We start from the raw sequence: 18,967 nt of genomic DNA, 5'->3' as shown, positions 1-18,967 counted from the left end.
CAGACGTAACAACCCGATATCCCATGATGCTTCCTTAAATCGACGCTCCTACATCATGGTCCAAAAATATTCGACCACAACACGGCAGCTCCTACATAGGAATACGTATCCCTGTAGGAGTTGCCGCAGGCTGCGATCTTGTGTTTTAAGCGTCAGCCTTGATTTCGCGATAACGCTGATCCAGCTCCTGACGAATCTGCCGGCGCTGCTTGGCCTGGGCGAATCGGCGTTTATCTTCGCTGTTCTGCGGTTGCAGCGGTGGGACAGCCGCCGGCTTACGCTGATCGTCGACCGCGACCATGGTGAAGAAGCAGCTATTGGTGTGACGCACCGAGCGCTCGCGGATGTTCTCGGTCACCACCTTGATGCCCACCTCCATCGAGGTGTTGCCGGTGTAGTTGACCGAAGCCAGAAAGGTCACCAGCTCACCGACATGGATCGGTTCGCGAAAGATCACCTGATCCACCGACAGGGTTACCACGTAGCGCCCGGCATAACGGCTGGCGCAGGCGTAGGCGACTTCGTCGAGGTATTTGAGCAGGGTGCCGCCGTGGACATTGCCAGAGAAGTTGGCCATGTCGGGGGTCATCAGTACCGTCATCGACAGCTGGGCGTTTCCGGGTTCCATAGCAACTACTCACGATTCTAGGCAGGGATTTCGGGAGCACCTCTGCGGGCGCTTGGTCAGTTTTTCAAAACCATCCTTAACGGGACGCCGAACCAGCGACGGCCGTCACGCCCGGATCGATCTGTTTCCATATATTGCACCGCCTTTCTGCCCGAAGTCGCGGTGTTACCCTTCAAAAGCCCCCTTCAAGGGCCCTTTCATCCGATCTGGTAATCGCCCAACGACATCAGCACATCCCCCCAGGAGCCCTCGCCATGCATGCCATCAGTTTTATTCAGGATCTGGCAGTGATCATGCTGGTTGCAGGTGTGGTGACCATTCTTTTTCATCGACTCAAACAGCCGGTCGTGCTGGGCTATATCGTTGCCGGTTTCATCATCGGCCCGCACACCCCGCCGTTCGGGTTGATCCACGATGAGCAAACCATCAAGACCCTCGCCGAGCTCGGGGTGATTTTCCTGATGTTCTGTCTGGGCCTGGAGTTCAGCCTGCGCAAGCTGTTCAAGGTCGGTGCCACGGCGTTCATTGCGGCGTTCCTGGAAATCGTGCTGATGATCTGGATCGGCTACGAAATCGGCCGCTGGTTTGACTGGAGCACCATGGATTCGCTGTTCCTCGGCGCGATCCTGGCAATTTCCTCAACCACAATTATCGTCAAAGCCCTCAACGACCTGAAGATGAAGAACCAGCGCTTTGCCCAGCTGATCTTTGGCGTCTTGATCGTCGAAGACATCCTCGGCATTGGCATCATCGCCTTGCTTTCGAGTATCGCCGTCAGCGGCACCGTGAGCTCCGGCGAAGTGTTTTCCACTGTCGGCAAACTCTCGCTGTTCATGGTCGTCGCGCTAGTGGTTGGCATCCTGTTGGTACCGCGTTTGCTGGCCTATGTGGCGAAGTTCGAAAGCAATGAAATGTTGCTGATTACCGTGCTTGGCCTGTGTTTTGGCTTTTGCCTGCTGGTGGTAAAGCTTGAGTACAGCATGGTGCTCGGGGCGTTTCTGATCGGCGCAATCATGGCCGAATCTCGGCAGCTGGTGAAAATTGAACGCCTGATCGAGCCGGTTCGCGACATGTTCAGCGCCATCTTCTTTGTTGCGATCGGCCTGATGATCGATCCGCAGATTCTTCTTCAGTACGCCTGGCCGATTGTGGTGATCACCGTCGCGGTGGTGCTCGGCAAGATGCTCTCCTGTGGCCTTGGGGCGTTTATCGCCGGCAATGACGGACGCACCTCACTACGGGTCGGCATGGGCCTGTCGCAGATTGGCGAATTCTCTTTCATCATTGCAGCGCTGGGCATGACCTTGCAGGTCACCAGCGATTTCCTCTATCCGGTGGCGGTAGCCGTTTCGGCCATCACCACTTTGCTGACGCCGTACCTGATCCGTGCCGCTGATCCGCTATCGCTGAAGCTGGCTGCGGTAATCCCACAGCGCTTGGGTCGTGTGCTGGGGATGTATGGAGAATGGCTGCGCAGCATTCAGCCGCAGGGCGAGGGTGCGCTGCTGGCGTCGATGATTCGGCGGATCTTGCTGCAGGTTGGGGTCAATTTGGCGCTGGTGGTGGCGATCTTCTTCTCGGGCAGCTTTTTTGCCGAGCGGATTTCCGGTTACCTGCACGCCTGGATCAATGATCCGAGCTGGCAGAAGGCGTTGATCTGGGGCGGGGCATTGTTGCTGTCGCTACTGTTCCTGATTGCCGCCTACCGCAAGCTGAAGGCGCTCTCGATGCTGCTGGCGGAAATGGGCGTGAAGCCGGAAATGGCCGGCCGCCACACGCAGCGAGTGCGTCGAGTGATCGCCGAAGTGATCCCGATCCTCTCGCTGCTGGTGATTTTCCTGCTGCTGGCAGCCTTGTCGGCCAGTATCTTGCCGACCAACAAGTTGCTGATGCTGATCGCCGTTGTAACCGCCGCGGTGGCGGCCCTGCTCTGGCGCTGGTTCATCCGCGTGCACACGCGGATGCAGGTCGCCCTGCTGGAAACCCTGGACAACCACAAGGATTCGCCCGGGCATTGACCCAGCGGGGCGTCGGGCAGATCAGCTTTCCAGCCAGACGTCCCGCGCCCAGTGCCACACCGACTCCCAGGTTTCTTCGGCCAGTAGCTCTTCCTCGGCCAGCCACAGCACCACGGTGCCGTCTTCTTCGACCAGGTAGTAGTTGTCACCATCCTGGCAGATAGGAATCATGCTGCGATCAACGCCAGCATCCCAGGCATTGGCGGCAACGTCCGGCAGGTAGGTGTGCGATTGCGGATCGGTGACGGTCACCGGCTCCAGGCTGCCGTAAACGACGTCGCTGACGGTCAGCAGGAATTCTCTGAAGACAAACGGGATATCGATGAACAGTTGTTCTTCGATTTCCACCAGTAGGTCTTCGTCAGGCAGCTCCAAGGGCACCGGTACCGGTTCGTTGGCTTCTCGCAGTTGTTCGATGATTTCTTCCACGTCCGGGATCCTCTTGCTCAATGGCGCGGTTTAGTTGGGGCGGTTTATACAGTAGCTCGCTATAGATGCAACCGCGAAATAGAAAACCCCGGACTAGGCCGGGGTTTTATTACAACATGCGAAACGAGGGCAGTATTAGCCGTTCTGACGGATACCGGCCACCAGCCAAGGCTGGTTCTCGCCCTGCGGACGTTCCATGTTCCAGCTTTCGCTGAACACTTCGCCCTGGTCGAAACGCGAGTTTTTCGACACGCCGTTGAAGGTCAGGGTGGCGATGGTCTTGTCTGCGCGATCATCCACGCCGTCCAGTTGAACGGTGAGGTTGTCGATGTAGGTGGATTGGAAGCCGTCACCCAGATCGGCACGTTCGCGCTTGAGGAACTCCAGCATTTGCGGGGTCACGAACTCGGCGATCTTGTCCATTTCGTTGGCGTCCCAGTGCTGTTGCAGGGACTGGAAGTGGCTACGCGCGGCTTCAATGAAGCGCTCTTCGTTGAACCAGGCCGGAGCGTTGATCACTGGACGAGCGGCAGCAGGCGCTGCCGAACCGCCGAAGATCGAACCCATGGCCGGCTTCTGTTCGAACACTTCACGCTGCATTGGCGCGCCCGCAGGGGCCATGTGCTCTTGTTGCTTGCGGCGACGAGCGGCGATGAAGCGGAAGATCACGAATGCGATGACCGCCATGATCAGAATGTCGAAAATCTGCATGCCATGGAAGCCGCCGCCCATGAACATGGAGGCCAGCAGGCCGCCGGCAGCGATACCGGCCAGAGGGCCGAGCCAGCGCGAAGCACCACCGGCTTTGGCGGCAGCGCCTGCGGCACCCGCAGCACCGGCGGTCGCGGCAGCAGAACCCATGCCAGGAGAGGACGGAGCCATTTGGCTGGTCTGGTGGGTCGGCGCGGCGCCTGCGCTTTTGCCGCCACCGAAGCGCTTGGCGTTGGCGTCGAGGCTCATCGTCAGGCCGATGCACAACGCCAGGGCGATGCTAAGAAAACGTTTCATAAAGGGAATTCCCATTTGTGGATGGCACGCGCGCCATGTTGCACAGGTGAAGTGACACTGGCTAGCGGCAGAGTGTTTCGGGCTTTTGCCTGACAGGCTGCGTTCAGCTCAGTCGGTACAAGGAGGCGTGTGTACTTTTGTCTGTAGGACAAATGGATTGGTTCAGCAGGAACGCTGCTTAACGTCGCAATGCCAGCATCACCACGCCCGCCGTGATCAGACCGATTCCGCCCCATTGGCGCAAGTCGAGCCGCTCACCTAACAACACTACGCCCAGCACGGCCACCAGCACCACACTGAGTTTGTCGACGGGTGCTACCAACGAGGCTGGCCCGAGTTTCAGCGCACGGAAGTAGCAAATCCACGAGGCACCGGTTGCCAGGCCAGACAGCAGCAGGAACAGGTAGCTCTTGGCGGATATCAATCCTAATGACTGATATTGGCCCGTTGCGTACAAAATCAAGGCCAGGCTGACCAATACCACGATCGTGCGTAGCAGCGTGGCGAAGTCGGAATTGACGTTTTCGATGCCGACCTTGGCGAAAATCGCGGTCAGCGCAGCGAAAGCCGCCGACAACAAAGCCCAGAATGTCCAGGAGGAAAAGAAGCCTGAGCCCATGTGTATTACGCCTTCTATCAGATCAACCTGTGGGAGCGGGCTTGCTCGCGAAGGCAGCACCGCGGTTTATCTGAGACACCGCGTTATCGTTCTTCGCGAGCAAGCCCGCTCCCACATAAAGCCCCTCTCTGAGGCCGTTAGATGGCTTCCAGCTTGGCGTAGCCAAGCATCAGCCACTTGCTGCCTTCGCTGAAGTTCACTTGCACCCGGGCCTGCGCGCCGGCGCCTTCGAAGTTGAGGATCACCCCTTCGCCGAAGACCGCGTGTTGCACTTGCTGACCAAGGCTGAACGCGGTTTCCGGGATTTCCGTGCCGGCGAACATGCTGCTCGAACTTTGCTTCTGGCCGCCACCGAACGGACGGCTGACGCTGTTGGACAGTCGCACTTCCTGGATCAGGCCTTTAGGCACTTCGCGTACGAAGCGTGAAACCTTGTTGTAGGTCTCGCTGCCGTACAGGCGTCGGGTTTCGGCGTAGGTCATCACCAGGTTTTGCATGGCCCGGGTGATGCCGACGTAGGCCAGGCGGCGTTCTTCTTCAAGGCGGCCGGGCTCTTCCAGGCTCATCTTGTGCGGGAACAGACCTTCTTCCATGCCCACCAGGAACACGTAAGGGAATTCCAGGCCTTTGGCGCTGTGCAAGGTCATCAACTGAATGCTGTCTTCGTGCTCGTCGGCCTGAGTGTCACCGGCCTCCAGCGAGGCATGGCCGAGGAACGCGGCCAGCGGCGACAGGTCTTCGTCTTCTTCGGCGCTTTCGAAGTTGCGCGCCGCGCTGACCAATTCTTCAAGGTTTTCTACCCGTGCCTGGCCTTTCTCGCCTTTTTCCGCTTCGTGATAGGCAATCAGGCCGGACTGCTCGATAACCGTCTGAGTCATCAGGTGCAGCGGCATTTCGGCGGTTTTGGTCGCCAGGTGCTCGATCAGCTCGATGAACGCACCCAGAGCGCCGGCTGCGCGACCGGTGAGGCCCTTATTGGCCACCAGCTGACGCATGGCTTCCCACATCGACACATCGCTATGACGGGCGTGGTCGCGGATCGCTTCGACGGTTTTTTCGCCGATGCCACGGGCCGGAACGTTGATTACCCGCTCCAGTGCCGCATCGTTGCCGCGACCTTCGAGCAAACGCAGGTAGGCCATGGCGTTCTTGATTTCAGCCCGTTCGAAGAAGCGCTGGCCGCCATAGATGCGGTACGGGATGCGCTCACGCAGTAACGCTTCTTCCAAAACCCGCGATTGGGCGTTGGAGCGGTACAAAATCGCGATATCGCTGCGGGCCATGCCGGTTTTCAGCGCACTTTCGATGGTTTCCACCACGTAGCGTGCTTCGTCATGTTCGTTGAACGCGGCGTACAGGTTGATCGCTTCGCCTTCGCCGCCGTCGGTCCACAGCTCTTTGCCCAAGCGCCCGGTGTTGTTGGCGATCAAGGCGTTGGCGGCCTTGAGGATACCGGCGGTGGAGCGGTAGTTTTGTTCCAGTCGAATGACTTCCGCGTCCGGGAAATCGGCCGAATACTGGTGAATGTTCTCGATTTTCGCGCCGCGCCAGCCGTAGATCGACTGGTCGTCGTCGCCGACCACCATCAGGCTGTCGCCGCCCTTGGCCAGCAGTCGCAACCAGGCGTACTGCACGGCGTTGGTATCCTGGAATTCGTCCACCAGCACGTGGCGGAAACGCTTCTGATAATGCGCCAGCAAGCCCGGGTGGTCGCGCCAAAGGTCGAGGGCGCGCAGCAGCAGTTCGGAGAAGTCGATGACGCCAGCGCGCAGGCACGCGGCCTCATAGGCTTCATAAATGCTGCGCATGGTGGCCAGGAACAGATCGCCACTGGCTTGAATATGTTGCGGACGCAGACCTTCGTCTTTCTGCCCATTGATGAACCACTGGGCCTGACGGGCTGGCCAGCGCTGTTCGTCGAGGCCCAGCTCACGGATCACTCGCTTGACCAGACGCTGCTGGTCATCACTGTCGAGGATCTGGAAGGTCTGACTCAGGCCGGCTTCCTGCCAATGCGCCCGCAGCAAGCGGTGCGCCAGGCCGTGGAAGGTGCCGACCCACATGCCGGCCGGGTTGATACCCATCAGTTGCTCGATGCGATGGCGCATCTCGGCAGCGGCCTTGTTGGTGAAGGTCACCGACAGGATCGAGTGTGGCGAGGCGTTCTCGACCTGGATCAACCAGGCTATACGGTGCACCAGCACACGGGTTTTACCGGAACCAGCACCGGCCAGGACCAACTGACGGCCCACGGAGGCAGCTACGGCCTGACGTTGGGCATCGTTGAGAGAGTTCAGCAGAAGGGAGAGATCATCGCGCATCGGGGCATTCTAGGGTGCTGCGCCACACCGGGCAAACCGAGCTTTGCATTAACCGATGAAAGAAACGCAGGAGACGACCGGTCAGTCATCCGTTGCAAGCCTTGATGGGTCGCGCTTCTGCGGTTTTGAGCGGTTATCGCGGGTCATTTGTTTTGATGTTTTTATGATCTGGAGCAGTGTGGTCCGGGCCATTGCTTGTGTATGCTCCGTCGACGTTTCGGGCTCATCACGCTCACCTATAAGAACAAGAATATTGCCTATGACCCTCAGCTCCAGCCTGTCGGGCCCCCTTGTGGAACCTCGGGTTATCCGCAAACAGTACGCCATGGAGATGGCGGTCGAGCGCACGCGTCTGCTGTATCAGGGGTCGTTGCTGCCCACACTGTTCATGTTGATCAATGGTCTGGTCTGCGCCGGGTTGCTCTGGAGCCCGCAGCGCTACTTCCTGGTGAGCATCTGGCTGATCTGGTTGCTGTCGCTGGTGGCGTTGCGGGTGATTCAGGTCGCAGCCTTCGACTCGGCGATGCCCAGTCGTCAGGCGCAGCCGATCTGGCGCCGAATGTTTCTGCTGGGTTCGGCCATCAGCGGCCTGACCCTGGCCGGTGCCGGCATTGCTCTGGTGCCCACCGACAGCTTCCTGCAACAAGCCTGGGTGTTCGGCCTGATCGGTGCGGCGACCCTCTCGGCCAGCGTCGCCTACGCGGTGAGCTTGCCGGCCTTCCTGTCCTTTACCTTGCCGTGCTTATTACCGGCGATCGGCTATTTATTCTGGGGCGGCGATGAACAACAGCAGGGTTGGGGCTGGCTTGGGCTGATTCTGCTGGGTTCTCTGAGTGTGGTCGCGTGGCAGGTCAACCGGCTGATCCAGCGCGAGTTGATGCGGCGATTCCAGAATCAGGCGCTGATCGAGCACTTGCAGCAGGCGCAAAGTCGCAGCGAGCAGCTTAATCAGGAGTTGGCGCGGGAAATCGAACAGCGACGCCATGCCGAAGAAGAACTGCGTGAAGCCCAGGTCGGGCTCGAAAGCCGGGTAGCCCAGCGTAGCCGCGAACTGGATGTCGCCAATCAGGCCTTGAGTAAGAGCGAAGCACGGCTGGCGCTGGCATTGAAGGCCAGTGAGCTGGGGCTGTGGGACTGGAACCTGCAAACCGATGAAGTGCATCACACCCAACTCAAGGAGCTGTTCGGCATTGAGCCGGAATTCGTCACGGCAATGCTCAGCCATTTGAAGCCGCGCCTGCACCCGCAGGACTTGCCGCCGCTCAGGCGGGCGCTGGTCGAGCATTTGAAGGGCCGCACCGAGGATTATCAGATCGAATACCGGGTGCGCCACGGCGATGGCCATTGGGTCTGGATCGAAGACCGCGGGCGGGCGGTGGAGCGGGGTGCCAACGGGCGGGTGATCCGGATGGTCGGCACCCGGCGTGACATCAGCGTCAGCAAAGGGCTTGAAGAACAGCGGCAACTGGCGGCGACGGTGTTTGAAGCGGCCAGCGAAGGCATTGTGATTTTCGACCCGAATTACGCCTTGATTGCGGTCAATCAGGCGTTCAGCCGGGTCACCGGGTATCAGATTGAAGATTTGCTGGGGCGCAATGTGGTCGAGTTGCCGTGCAGTCGTGACGCGCGACGGCACTACTCGGCGATCCATCAGGCGCTGGAGCAACATGGCAGTTGGCAGGGCGAGTTAGTGGAGGCGCGCAAAAACGGCGAGCTCTATCCGCAATGGCTGCAACTGAATGTAGTGCGCGATATCCGAGGTAATGTCAGCCATATTGTGGGCTTCTTCGCCGATCTATCAGCCAGGCGCGAATCCGAGGAGCGCATGCGCTACCTGACCCATTACGACGAACTGACCGGGCTGGCCAACCGCTCATTGTTCCGCGAGCGCCTGCATGAAGCCCATCAACGGGTACGCCAGGGCGGCCGAAGTCTGGCGCTGCTGCACATCAATCTGGACCGTTTCAAATTGCTCAACGACAGCCTCGGCCATGAAATCGCCGATCAGATGTTGCAGAAAATGGCTCGGCGCCTGGTCAACGCGTTGCCAGAGGCGGACACCATTGCGCGCTTGTCCGGCGATGAGTTCGCGGTGCTGTTCGACGCTTACGGCAACCTGTCGAGCCTGGCGCGGGTCGCCACCCGCTTGTCGACCAAGCTGCGCTTGCCGCTGACTGTTGAAGGCCATGAGCTGGTGGTCAGTGCGTCGATGGGCATCAGCATGTTGCCAGACAACGCGCGGGAAATTTCCGCGCTGGTCAGCCAGTCGAACATGGCTATGCAGCACGCCAAACATCTGGGCGGGAACAATTTCCAGTTCTACACCGACAGCTTGCAGGCCAGCACCCTTGAGCGCTTGCAGCTGGAGAACCAACTGCGCAAGGCCATCGAAGAAAAGCAGTTGAAGGTGTTTTACCAACCGAAACTCTGCCTAACCACTGGCCGGTTGAACGCCGCTGAAGCACTGGTGCGCTGGGATCATCCGACCATGGGCCGGGTACCACCGGGAGACTTTATTGGTCTGGCGGAAGAAACCGGGTTGATCGGGCCGATTGGCGAATTCGTCTTGCGCCAGGCCTGTTGGCAAGCGTGCGAGTGGCAGCGTCAGGGGCTGGAGCCGATTCGGGTTTCGGTCAATCTGTCGGTCCACCAGTTGCGTCAGGGCAAGCTGGTCAGCCTGGTGCGCCAAGTGCTTGAGGAAACTGGCCTGGCGCCGCACAACCTCGAACTGGAACTGACTGAAAGTCAGTTGCTGGACAGCGTCGAACACATCATCGCGACCTTCCAGCAGTTGCGCGACCTCGGCGTGAAACTGGCGATCGACGACTTTGGCACGGGGTATTCATCGCTGAGCTACCTCAAACGCATCCCTGTGGACTATGTGAAAATCGATCAGGCGTTTATCCGTGGGCTGGGCGAGGGTGGTGAAGACGAGGCGATTACTCGGGCAATCATCGCCATGGCGCATGGGCTTTCGCTCAAAGTGGTGGCAGAAGGTGTGGAACGTCCGGAGCAGCTTGAATTCCTCAAGGCCGAGTTGTGCGATGAGGTGCAGGGTTACCTGATCAGCCGGCCAGTGGAAGCGTTTGCCGTGGCTGAACTACTGCGTGCCGATAACCCACTTGCGTAGCCGCTACCGAAGGCTGTCATACGCGTTGCAAGGGCTACATGGACCGCGTGTGGCGTGAAATGGGGGCATGGAGTTACGCATTGAACAGGCAAAAAGCGAATTCTTGTAGTATAACTACAAGCTTGCTACATCCCCGGCGTCAGCCAATAACAATGAGTCCTGCCCTTTGAACCTGTTGCAACACATCGCTCAGTCGCGCCACCTGTTACGCAAATCGGAGCTCAAGGTTGCCGATCACGTGCTGCTTGACCCAGCGGCTGTGATGCACAGTTCCATGGCCGATCTTGCCCACAGTGTGGGCATCAGCGAGCCGACCATCGTGCGTTTCTGCCGCGCCATTGGTTGTTCGGGGTTTCAGGACTTGAAGCTGAAGCTGGCGCAAAGCCTGGCAGCAGGGGCGAGCTTCGGGCAGTTCGCAATTCACGAAGACGATTCGGTCGCCGACTACAGCCTGAAAATTTTCGACACCACTCTGCACACCCTGATGGAGGTTCGCGAGAAACTCGATCCGGTGGAGTTGCAGAAGGCTGTGACGCTCATGTCTCAGGCTCAGCGCGTCGAGTTCTATGGTTTTGGTGCGTCCGGCGCCGTGGCGGCGGATGCCCAGCATAAATTCTTCCGTTTACTGCTGACCGCAGCGGCCTATTCCGATCCGCACATGCAGGCAATGTCGGCGGTCACGCTGAAGCCCACAGACGTGGCGATCTGCATTTCCCAGTCCGGCCGCTCCAAGGATCTGTTGATCACCGCCAATCTGGTGCGTGAAAGCGGTGCCTCGCTGATCACCCTGTGCCCGAGCCAGACCCCACTGGCGGAATTGTCGACCGTCAACCTGGCGATCGACGTGCATGAAGACACCGAAATCTATACGCCGCTGACTTCGCGTATCGCTCACCTGGTGGTGATCGACGTATTGGCCATGGGCGTGGCCATGGCGCGCGGGCCAAGCCTGGTCAATCACCTCAAGAGCGTCAAACGCAGCCTCCGCAGCCTGCGTCTGTCGCCCAAGTCGGTGAAAGCGCTGGACGATTGATAGCGGCAAAAGATCGCAGCCTTCGGCAGCTCCTACGGGTGTACACATTCCCCACGTAGGAGCTGCCGAAGGCTGCGATTTTTTTAACTGACAACTTTCACATCCCTGTAATCCCCGCGCCGCCAAACCGTCATCCCCAGCACCTATCTTGAAACTCCCGTACTCGCCTTGGGAGACTCGAAATGGCCCAGCACTACGAAGAACGCAACAGCGCTGTCAAAACCCGCCGTCAACAAGAAGACCAGCGTCGCATGGCGTTTCGCCGCGCGATTGAAGATCGATGCGAGCACCGCCAGCTTCTGGCCGAAATCGGTGAATATCCGGATCTGGAACTCAACTACTGGCAGGCAACACCGGCAGCTTCGCGTCGAAACGCTCAACCAGCGCGCTGATCTGCACCCGTTCACTGCGGATAAACCCCAGGAACGCATGCGCTACCGGTGACAGGCGTTTGGCTTTGGCCTGCACCAGGCACCAGCTGCGGTACAACGGCAGCTCTTCGACCGGCAGCTCTTTGAGTCCGCCGGTCGCCAACTCCAGGTTCAGGGCGTGGCGCGTCAACAAGGCCAGGCCCAGACCCGCCACCACGCATTCACGCTGGGCTTCGGCTGACGAGACTTCCTGGGTCTGGTTGAAGTGCACGCGCTTCTCTTTGAAATACTCCTCGCACGCCAGTCGTGTCCCTGAGCCGGGTTCGCGCAGCAGCAATGTGTAGGGCTCAAGATCCTGCAAGCGCAACGGCCCCATGTGGCACAGCGGATGATCCGGTGGCGCCACGGCGACGATCGGGTTGTTGAGGAACGGCAAAAACTCCAGACCCATGTCCTGCGGCACCATGGACATGATCACCAGATCGTCGCGGTTGTCGGACAGGCGCCGGATTACTTGTCCACGGTTGACCACGGTCAATTGAAGGTTCACTTCCGGGTGCTGACGCTTGAAGGCGGCAAACAAGTGCGGTACGAAGTACTTGGCGCTGGATTCCACTGCCAGTTTCAGCTGACCTTGCAACGAGCCCTGCATGTCCGAGAGTTGCATATCGAGGTTTTCCAGGCGCCCGAAAATATCCCGACTGGCGCGCTGTAACGCTTCAGCTGCTTCGGTCATGTAGAGCTTTTTGCCGACGTAATCGAACAAAGGTTGGCCAATCAGCTCCTCAAGCTGACGAATCTGTAGGCTAACGGCCGGTTGTGTGAGCGACATTTCGTCGGCTGCTCGGCTGTAGGAACGCAAATCACAGACTTCATTGAAGATCTGAAGCTGGCGTAATGTCATACGCATCAAGGACTTACGCATTATCTAGAGACTCTGGTCGGCGGCTGGTCGTTCAACTATAAGTCTTTGCTTATGCCTGACCCAATAATTATTGATTTTTGTTAATCCCTTGAGAGGGCTAGTGTGACTACGCGACTGGCTTGAAACATTTAGTCACGCGCCGACCCAGTCCAAGGTCGTGGGTAGCAACCGGCTCAAGGGAACCTCCAAGTGATAAAAAAGATCCTGATTGCCAACCGTGGTGAGATTGCCGTACGAATCGTACGTGCCTGCGCCGAGATGGGCATTCGTTCGGTCGCGATCTATTCCGACGCCGATCGCCATGCGTTGCATGTCAAACGTGCCGATGAAGCCCACAGCATTGGTGCCGAGCCACTGGCCGGTTACCTGAACCCGCGCAAGCTGGTGAACCTGGCGGTGGAAACCGGTTGCGACGCGTTGCACCCAGGTTATGGCTTTCTTTCGGAAAATGCCGAGCTGGCCGATATCTGCGCCGAACGCGGAATCAAATTCATTGGCCCGTCGGCGGAAGTCATTCGCCGCATGGGCGACAAGACCGAAGCCCGCCGCAGCATGATCAAGGCTGGCGTGCCAGTAACGCCCGGCACTGAAGGCAACGTCGCCGACATCGCCGAAGCGCTGACTGAAGGCGATCGCATCGGGTACCCGGTGATGCTCAAGGCCACTTCCGGTGGTGGCGGTCGCGGTATTCGTCGCTGCAACAGTCGCGAAGAATTGGAACAAGCCTTCCCGCGAGTGATTTCCGAAGCAACCAAGGCCTTTGGTTCGGCGGAAGTCTTCCTGGAAAAATGCATCGTCAATCCCAAGCACATCGAAGCGCAGATCCTGGGCGACAGCTTCGGCAACGTGGTGCACCTGTTCGAGCGTGATTGCTCGATCCAGCGGCGTAACCAGAAGCTGATCGAGATCGCCCCGAGCCCGCAACTGACCCCTGAGCAACGCGCCTACATCGGTGACCTGTCGGTGCGTGCGGCCAAGGCGGTGGGTTACGAGAATGCCGGTACCGTGGAGTTCCTGCTCGCCGAGGGCGAGGTGTACTTCATGGAGATGAACACCCGGGTGCAGGTGGAACACACCATCACCGAAGAAATCACCGGCATCGACATCGTCCGTGAGCAGATCCGCATTGCGTCCGGCTTGCCTCTGTCGGTGAAACAGGAAGACATCCAGCACCGCGGTTTCGCGCTGCAATTCCGGATCAACGCCGAAGACCCGAAAAACAACTTTCTGCCGAGCTTCGGCAAGATCACCCGTTACTACGCACCCGGCGGCCCCGGGGTACGTACCGACACAGCGATCTATACCGGTTACACCATCCCACCGTTCTACGATTCCATGTGCCTGAAACTGGTGGTCTGGGCGTTGACCTGGGAAGAAGCGATGGACCGTGGCTTGCGCGCCCTCGACGACATGCGTCTGCAAGGGGTCAAGACCACCGCCGCCTATTACCAGGAAATTCTGCGTAACCCGGAATTCCGTAGCGGCCAGTTCAACACCAGCTTCGTTGAAAGCCACCCTGAGCTGACCAACTACTCGATCAAGCGCAAACCCGAAGAGCTGGCCCTGGCCATCGCCGCCGCCATCGCCGCCCACGCAGGCCTGTGAGGAATATTCCAATGTCCAAGAAAATTCATGTAACCGACACGATCCTGCGCGACGCCCACCAATCGCTGCTCGCGACCCGCATGCGCACCGACGACATGCTGCCGATCTGCGACAAGCTCGACAAAGTCGGCTACTGGTCGCTGGAAGTCTGGGGCGGCGCGACCTTCGACGCCTGCGTACGCTTCCTCAAAGAAGACCCGTGGGAGCGTCTGCGCAAACTGCGCGCGGCGCTGCCTAACACCCGTTTGCAAATGCTCCTGCGTGGCCAGAACCTGTTGGGCTATCGCCACTACAGCGACGACGTGGTCAAAGCTTTCGTCGCCAAGGCTGCGGTGAATGGCATCGATGTATTCCGTATCTTCGATGCGATGAATGACGTGCGTAACCTGCGGGTGGCCATCGAAGCCGTGAAAGCCGCCGGCAAACACGCCCAAGGCACCATCGCCTACACCACGAGCCCGGTGCACACCATTGAGGCTTTCGTGGCGCAAGCCAAGCAAATGGAAGCCATGGGTTGCGACTCTGTGGCGATCAAGGACATGGCCGGCCTGCTGACCCCGTACGCCACTGGCGAATTGGTCAAGGCTCTGAAAACCGAGCAGTCGCTGCCGGTGTTCGTCCACTCTCACGATACCGCTGGCCTGGCCGCGATGTGCCAACTCAAGGCCATCGAAAATGGTGCCGACCATATCGACACCGCGATCTCCAGCTTCGCCTGGGGCACCAGCCACCCAGGCACCGAGTCGATGGTCGCCGCCCTTAAAGGCAGCGAGTTCGACACCGGCCTGAGCCTGGAGCTGCTGCAGGAAATCGGTTTGTACTTCTACGCCGTGCGCAAGAAGTACCACCAGTTTGAAAGTGAATTCACCGCCGTCGACACCCGCGTGCAAGTCAACCAGGTGCCGGGCGGGATGATTTCCAATCTCGCCAACCAGTTGAAAGAGCAGGGCGCTCTGAACCGCATGAGCGAAGTGCTGGCCGAAATCCCACGGGTTCGCGAAGACCTTGGTTTCCCGCCGCTGGTGACCCCGACTTCGCAGATCGTCGGTACTCAGGCGTTCTTCAACGTGTTGGCCGGTGAGCGCTACAAAACCATCACCAACGAAGTGAAGCTTTACCTGCAAGGCGGCTATGGCAAAGCACCGGGTGTTGTTAACGAGAAACTGCGCCGTCAGGCGATCGGCAGCGAAGAAGTCATTGATGTTCGTCCGGCGGATTTGATCAAGCCGGAAATGACCAAGCTGCGCGGTGAAATCGGTGCCTTGGCCAAGTCTGAAGAAGACGTGCTGACCTATGCGATGTTCCCGGACATCGGCCGCAAGTTCCTTGAAGAACGCGAAGCCGGCACCCTGACTCCGGAAGTGCTGTTGCCGATTCCAGAAGCCGGCGGCGTGACCTCGGCGGGTGGCGAAGGTGTACCGACCGAGTTCGTCATCGACGTTCACGGTGAAACCTACCGCGTCGACATCACCGGTGTGGGCGTCAAGGCTGAAGGCAAGCGTCACTTCTACCTGTCCATCGACGGCATGCCGGAAGAAGTGGTGTTCGAGCCGCTCAACGAATTCGTCAGCGGTGGTAGCAGCAAGCGCAAGCAAGCCAGCGCACCGGGCCACGTCAGCACCACCATGCCAGGCAACATCGTCGATGTGCTGGTCAAGGAAGGCGACACCGTGAAAGCCGGCCAGGCGGTGCTGATCACAGAAGCGATGAAGATGGAAACCGAAGTTCAATCGGCCATCGCCGGCAAAGTCACCGCCATCCACGTGGCCAAGGGCGACCGGGTCAACCCGGGCGAAATCCTGATCGAGATCGAAGGCTGATTTAACAGCCTCGACTGCAACGCTTTTACCTCGGGGGGGCATGTGCTCCCCTTTTTTTTTGTTTGCGGTTGTCAGTGTTTCAGAAACTCATCCGCCACTGACCCATCACGCCGTTTTCGTGGCTGTTGCCGCTCATCCCACCGTTGTAGGCAACGCTCAGAGAGTGCTGTTTCGAGACCCTCAGATCCAACCCTGCTTCCAGTGTCAGGCTGTTGCGATCCAGTGCAATGCCTTCGACGTAGAACGTCTCGCTACCCGCCAAAAAAGTCTGACGTACATGGCTGCTGACATCGCCGTAGGTGTGCTTCCAGCCAGCGCTCATGCGCGGGGTCAGGCTCATGCCGTTATCCAGTGCACTGCGGTGTGCCAGGCGCAGGCCAAAGGTGCTGTTGAAGTTGCTCTGGGTTTGTTCATCAACCTTCAATGCCGCAGCCCCACCTTTTTCCCGGTAGCTGTCGCGTTGATAACGTTCATGTCCCAAGCTTGCGAAAGGCTCGACCTGCAGGGCGCCGCGGCCCAGGTCGTAACCGAGTTCGGCGAAAACCTGCTGGCTGCTGGCGTTGTAGCTGCCTTTGAGTCTGTCGCTGTAACGATTGAAAGCAATGTTGCGTTTGGTGGTTCCGTCATGACCGCTGTAGGTCGCACCCAGCCGCAATGCCAACGGGCCGCTTTGACGCAACGCATAGGCGCCGAGGTGCCAGCTGTCGAGATCGCCGTCGAGCAGTGCCCCGTCCAGGCGTGTTTGTGATTTGCCACCGAGTACGCCGACGCGCCATTCACTGTCGAGGGACCAGTCTGCACCCACCAGAACACCGTGAGTGCGTTGCCGCAATGCGCTGTCGTCCAGTTTGTCATCGAGGGTTGCGGAGTTGCCCAGAGCCTGAATCCAGACCCTGGCGTTGGTATCGTGACCGGTTGCCGAGCGATCTTGCAGGCTTGCATCGTTGCCCAGCTCGCGCATGGTCGAAAGCATGCTGGTGCTCACCGGTCTGACGCTGCTCAAGGTGGCATTGGCGAGGTTGGCGTTGCTGCCGCCGGCCAGTTGCTCCAGCGCTATGGCGGCAGTCTCGGTGTTGCTGGTGAGCAGGGCATTGATGGCGGCATTGTTCGCATCGGCTTTCGGTGTTTGTGTTGTGCCAGTTTTATCGGATTCGAGGCCGTTGGCGACCTGGCGGGCATTGTCGGTGGTGGCTGCGCTTTCCAGCGACACATCGCGGGCGTTTGTAGCCACCTCTGCCGGGAGTACAGGCGTCAGCGCAGCGCTCAAGCCTACATTTTCTGTGGGCTCTTTTGCGTCATACATCGTATCGACGAGCAGCGGATCATTAACGTGAGCCGGTTGCCTGATATCGGCGGTGTTCGACTCCACCGCTGTGATGGTGAGGACGTCAGGTATAGGCTGCACAGCGGAGTTCTGGGCGTTGGGTTTGGGGTTCGCAGGTTTTTTGGCCCTAGCCGGGCGGGGCTTCACCTCGGTAACTGCAGACTCTGTTTGCTGAGCATGGGACATGTCGATGCCGCCGAAGGCGAGGGTGATTGCCAGGGCCAAATGGTGTGGGCGATGCGTGTGCAGAATGAGCATTGAATGCGACCTCTTCCTTGGGGAGGTCGAACTCTAAAAGGGCGGGGGCATGTCCCGATGCCGGGTATTTCCGGCGCTGTTGCAAGGCTCTGGAGCTTCGGTTGTAGAAAAGGATTTGCCCACGAGGCCATATGATCATAGGCCTCCATTCGCTGACGTTTTTCCTTACGCCGTTCTCGGATGTGTCGATTTGCGAAAGCTCGGAACCCAGTTTCAAAAGGTCGTTCCGCCTCTGCTGTATCGTAAAAGTCAAAAGATCGCAGCCTTCGGCAGCTCCTGCAGGGTGTACGCATTTCTCTGTAGGAGCTGCCGAAGGCTGCGATCTTTTGCTGTCAGGGGCTGTTATCCCCGGCACTCAACCAGTGTTTTCACCTGCCCCGAGTCCGTCTGGTTTTCCTCGCTCAACCACTTCTCAAACCCCGCCCCAATCGCCGGCCATTCCGAATCCAGAATCGAATACCACGCGGTGTCGCGGTTCTGGCCCTTGACCACCATGTGCTGGCGGAACACGCCTTCGAAGCTGAAGCCCAGGCGTTCGGCGGCGTATTTGGAGCGGGCGTTGCCGTTGTTGCACTTCCATTCCAGGCGACGGTAGCCCATGGCGAACGATTCTTTGGCCAGCAAGTAAACGGCTTCGGTACTTTTCGGTGAGCGCTGCATCGATGCACCGAAGGTGACGTGGCCGATTTCGATTCGGCCCTGAGTCGGTACGATTGACATCAGGCTGAGGATGCCTTGCACCTCACCGTTGGCGCGGTCGATCACGGTGAAAAAGTAGGGATCGCTGTTCGCCGCATGGTTGTTCAGCCAATCGTTGAACGCGCTGCGCTCCGGGAACGGGCCGTAAGGCAGGTAGTCCCACAGCTTTGGGTCGGCACCCGGACCTTGCAGGGCTTTGAACAAGCCATCGGCGTGGCGCGCCGGGTCGAGTTTTTCCAGGCGAATGAAGCGCCCTTCGATCAGTTGAACCGAGGGCGCCGGAACGCCTTTCCAGTCCGCGAGTGAACTCGTCATGTTGCTCTCCTTGAACCTTAAAAGGTTTTGCGAAACTGGATGAAACCCGGGCGCTCGGCAATGCGCTCGTAGAGCTGGATCGCTGTGGCGTTGGTTTCGTGAGTCAACCAGTGAACCCGGCAGCATCCGTCTGCCTTGGCGGTGGCGTAGACGAATTCGATCAGCAATCGACCGATGCCGGTGCCGCGTTGCTCAGGCGCCACCAGCAAGTCTTGCAGGTAGCAGGCGTTTTCGATGCTCCAGTTGGAGCGGTGGTAGATGAAGTGCACCAGACCCACGGCCTTGCCGTCGACCCAGGCGAGGGCCGCGTGGGTCGGCTCCTCCGGATCGAGCAAGCGTTGCCAGGTGCTCTGATAAACAGTGTCCGGCAACTCGGTGTCGTAGAAACGCAGGTAGGCTTGCCATAGCGGTTGCCAAGCGGCGTGGTCGTTGGCGGTGACACGGCGAATCTCGATCAGGCTCAT

General features: G+C 59.1%; 15 protein-coding genes. 6 read left to right on the top strand and 9 right to left on the bottom strand.

Going from position 1 to position 18,967, the window contains the following annotated elements; all coding sequences use genetic code 11:
• Positions 1-145 precede the first annotated feature (145 nt).
• Positions 146-628, bottom strand: coding sequence for an acyl-CoA thioesterase (locus ACIPIN_RS15030; RefSeq protein ID WP_071552703.1), 483 nt, complete (start codon positions 626-628; stop codon positions 146-148).
• A gap of 254 nt (positions 629-882) precedes the next feature.
• Between ACIPIN_RS15030 and ACIPIN_RS15025 the strand changes: the two genes are divergently transcribed.
• Complete coding sequence (locus tag ACIPIN_RS15025; protein ID WP_401119870.1) at positions 883-2,646, top strand: cation:proton antiporter; 1,764 nt, start codon at positions 883-885, stop codon at positions 2,644-2,646.
• Between the two features lie 21 nt (positions 2,647-2,667).
• Here the strand turns inward: ACIPIN_RS15025 and ACIPIN_RS15020 are convergent, their stop codons facing one another.
• From ACIPIN_RS15020 to uvrD, 4 genes are all read right to left on the bottom strand, one after another.
• Complete coding sequence (locus tag ACIPIN_RS15020) at positions 2,668-3,075, bottom strand: SMI1/KNR4 family protein (RefSeq protein WP_019694340.1); 408 nt, start codon at positions 3,073-3,075, stop codon at positions 2,668-2,670.
• Positions 3,076-3,210: 135 nt separating this feature from the next.
• Positions 3,211-4,083 carry a Tim44 domain-containing protein gene (locus tag ACIPIN_RS15015; RefSeq protein WP_401119869.1) on the bottom strand — a complete coding sequence of 291 codons (873 nt, stop codon included), beginning with the start codon at positions 4,081-4,083 and terminating at the stop codon, positions 3,211-3,213.
• 178 nt (positions 4,084-4,261) lie between these two features.
• Positions 4,262-4,702, bottom strand: coding sequence for an EamA family transporter (locus ACIPIN_RS15010; protein WP_401119867.1), 441 nt, complete (start codon positions 4,700-4,702; stop codon positions 4,262-4,264).
• Between the two features lie 137 nt (positions 4,703-4,839).
• Positions 4,840-7,023 carry a DNA helicase II gene (gene uvrD / locus ACIPIN_RS15005; RefSeq protein ID WP_401119866.1) on the bottom strand — a complete coding sequence of 728 codons (2,184 nt, stop codon included), beginning with the start codon at positions 7,021-7,023 and terminating at the stop codon, positions 4,840-4,842.
• A gap of 259 nt (positions 7,024-7,282) precedes the next feature.
• On the opposite strand from uvrD, the gene ACIPIN_RS15000 reads away from it, so the two are divergent.
• From ACIPIN_RS15000 to ACIPIN_RS14990, 3 genes are all read left to right on the top strand, one after another.
• Positions 7,283-10,153: an EAL domain-containing protein gene (locus ACIPIN_RS15000; RefSeq protein WP_401119864.1), complete on the top strand. Its 2,871-nt coding sequence runs from the start codon at positions 7,283-7,285 to the stop codon at positions 10,151-10,153.
• Positions 10,154-10,319: 166 nt separating this feature from the next.
• Positions 10,320-11,186: a transcriptional regulator HexR gene (gene hexR / locus ACIPIN_RS14995; protein ID WP_123427501.1), complete on the top strand. Its 867-nt coding sequence runs from the start codon at positions 10,320-10,322 to the stop codon at positions 11,184-11,186.
• A gap of 182 nt (positions 11,187-11,368) precedes the next feature.
• Positions 11,369-11,578: a PA3496 family putative envelope integrity protein gene (locus tag ACIPIN_RS14990; RefSeq protein WP_081013719.1), complete on the top strand. Its 210-nt coding sequence runs from the start codon at positions 11,369-11,371 to the stop codon at positions 11,576-11,578.
• Here ACIPIN_RS14990 and ACIPIN_RS14985 read toward each other — a convergent pair.
• Positions 11,520-12,482, bottom strand: a complete 963-nt coding sequence (locus ACIPIN_RS14985) for a LysR family transcriptional regulator (protein ID WP_262111324.1) — start codon at positions 12,480-12,482, stop codon at positions 11,520-11,522. The genes ACIPIN_RS14990 and ACIPIN_RS14985 overlap by 59 nt on opposite strands.
• Positions 12,483-12,671: 189 nt before the next feature.
• Here ACIPIN_RS14985 and ACIPIN_RS14980 point away from each other — a divergent pair, with 189 nt between their 5' ends.
• Entirely contained in the window at positions 12,672-14,087 is a 1,416-nt protein-coding gene (locus ACIPIN_RS14980; RefSeq protein WP_020294870.1) for an acetyl-CoA carboxylase biotin carboxylase subunit, read from the top strand.
• A gap of 11 nt (positions 14,088-14,098) precedes the next feature.
• The gene (gene oadA / locus ACIPIN_RS14975; protein WP_401119862.1) at positions 14,099-15,907 is read left to right on the top strand and encodes a sodium-extruding oxaloacetate decarboxylase subunit alpha; all 1,809 of its coding nucleotides are present in this window, start codon (positions 14,099-14,101) and stop codon (positions 15,905-15,907) included.
• A 79-nt stretch (positions 15,908-15,986) separates the two neighbouring features.
• On the opposite strand, the gene ACIPIN_RS14970 is transcribed toward oadA, so the two are convergent.
• The 3 genes from ACIPIN_RS14970 to ACIPIN_RS14960 all read right to left on the bottom strand — a co-directional run bounded on the left by ACIPIN_RS14970 (position 15,987) and on the right by ACIPIN_RS14960 (position 18,967).
• On the bottom strand, positions 15,987-17,489 hold the full coding sequence (locus ACIPIN_RS14970) for an autotransporter domain-containing protein (RefSeq protein WP_401119860.1): 1,503 nt from the start codon (positions 17,487-17,489) through the stop codon (positions 15,987-15,989).
• A 342-nt stretch (positions 17,490-17,831) separates the two neighbouring features.
• A complete protein-coding gene (locus ACIPIN_RS14965; protein WP_401119859.1) occupies positions 17,832-18,503 on the bottom strand; it encodes a GNAT family N-acetyltransferase in 672 nt (223 codons plus the stop codon).
• Positions 18,504-18,520: 17 nt separating this feature from the next.
• The gene (locus ACIPIN_RS14960) at positions 18,521-18,967 is read right to left on the bottom strand and encodes a GNAT family N-acetyltransferase (RefSeq protein WP_401119857.1); all 447 of its coding nucleotides are present in this window, start codon (positions 18,965-18,967) and stop codon (positions 18,521-18,523) included.

Source organism: Pseudomonas sp. NPDC087697 (assembly GCF_044743155.1).
In the GTDB taxonomy this organism is placed as follows: domain Bacteria; phylum Pseudomonadota; class Gammaproteobacteria; order Pseudomonadales; family Pseudomonadaceae; genus Aquipseudomonas.
Note: the sequence above shows the minus strand (reverse complement) of the source record. Positions and strands in the feature narration are given on the sequence as shown.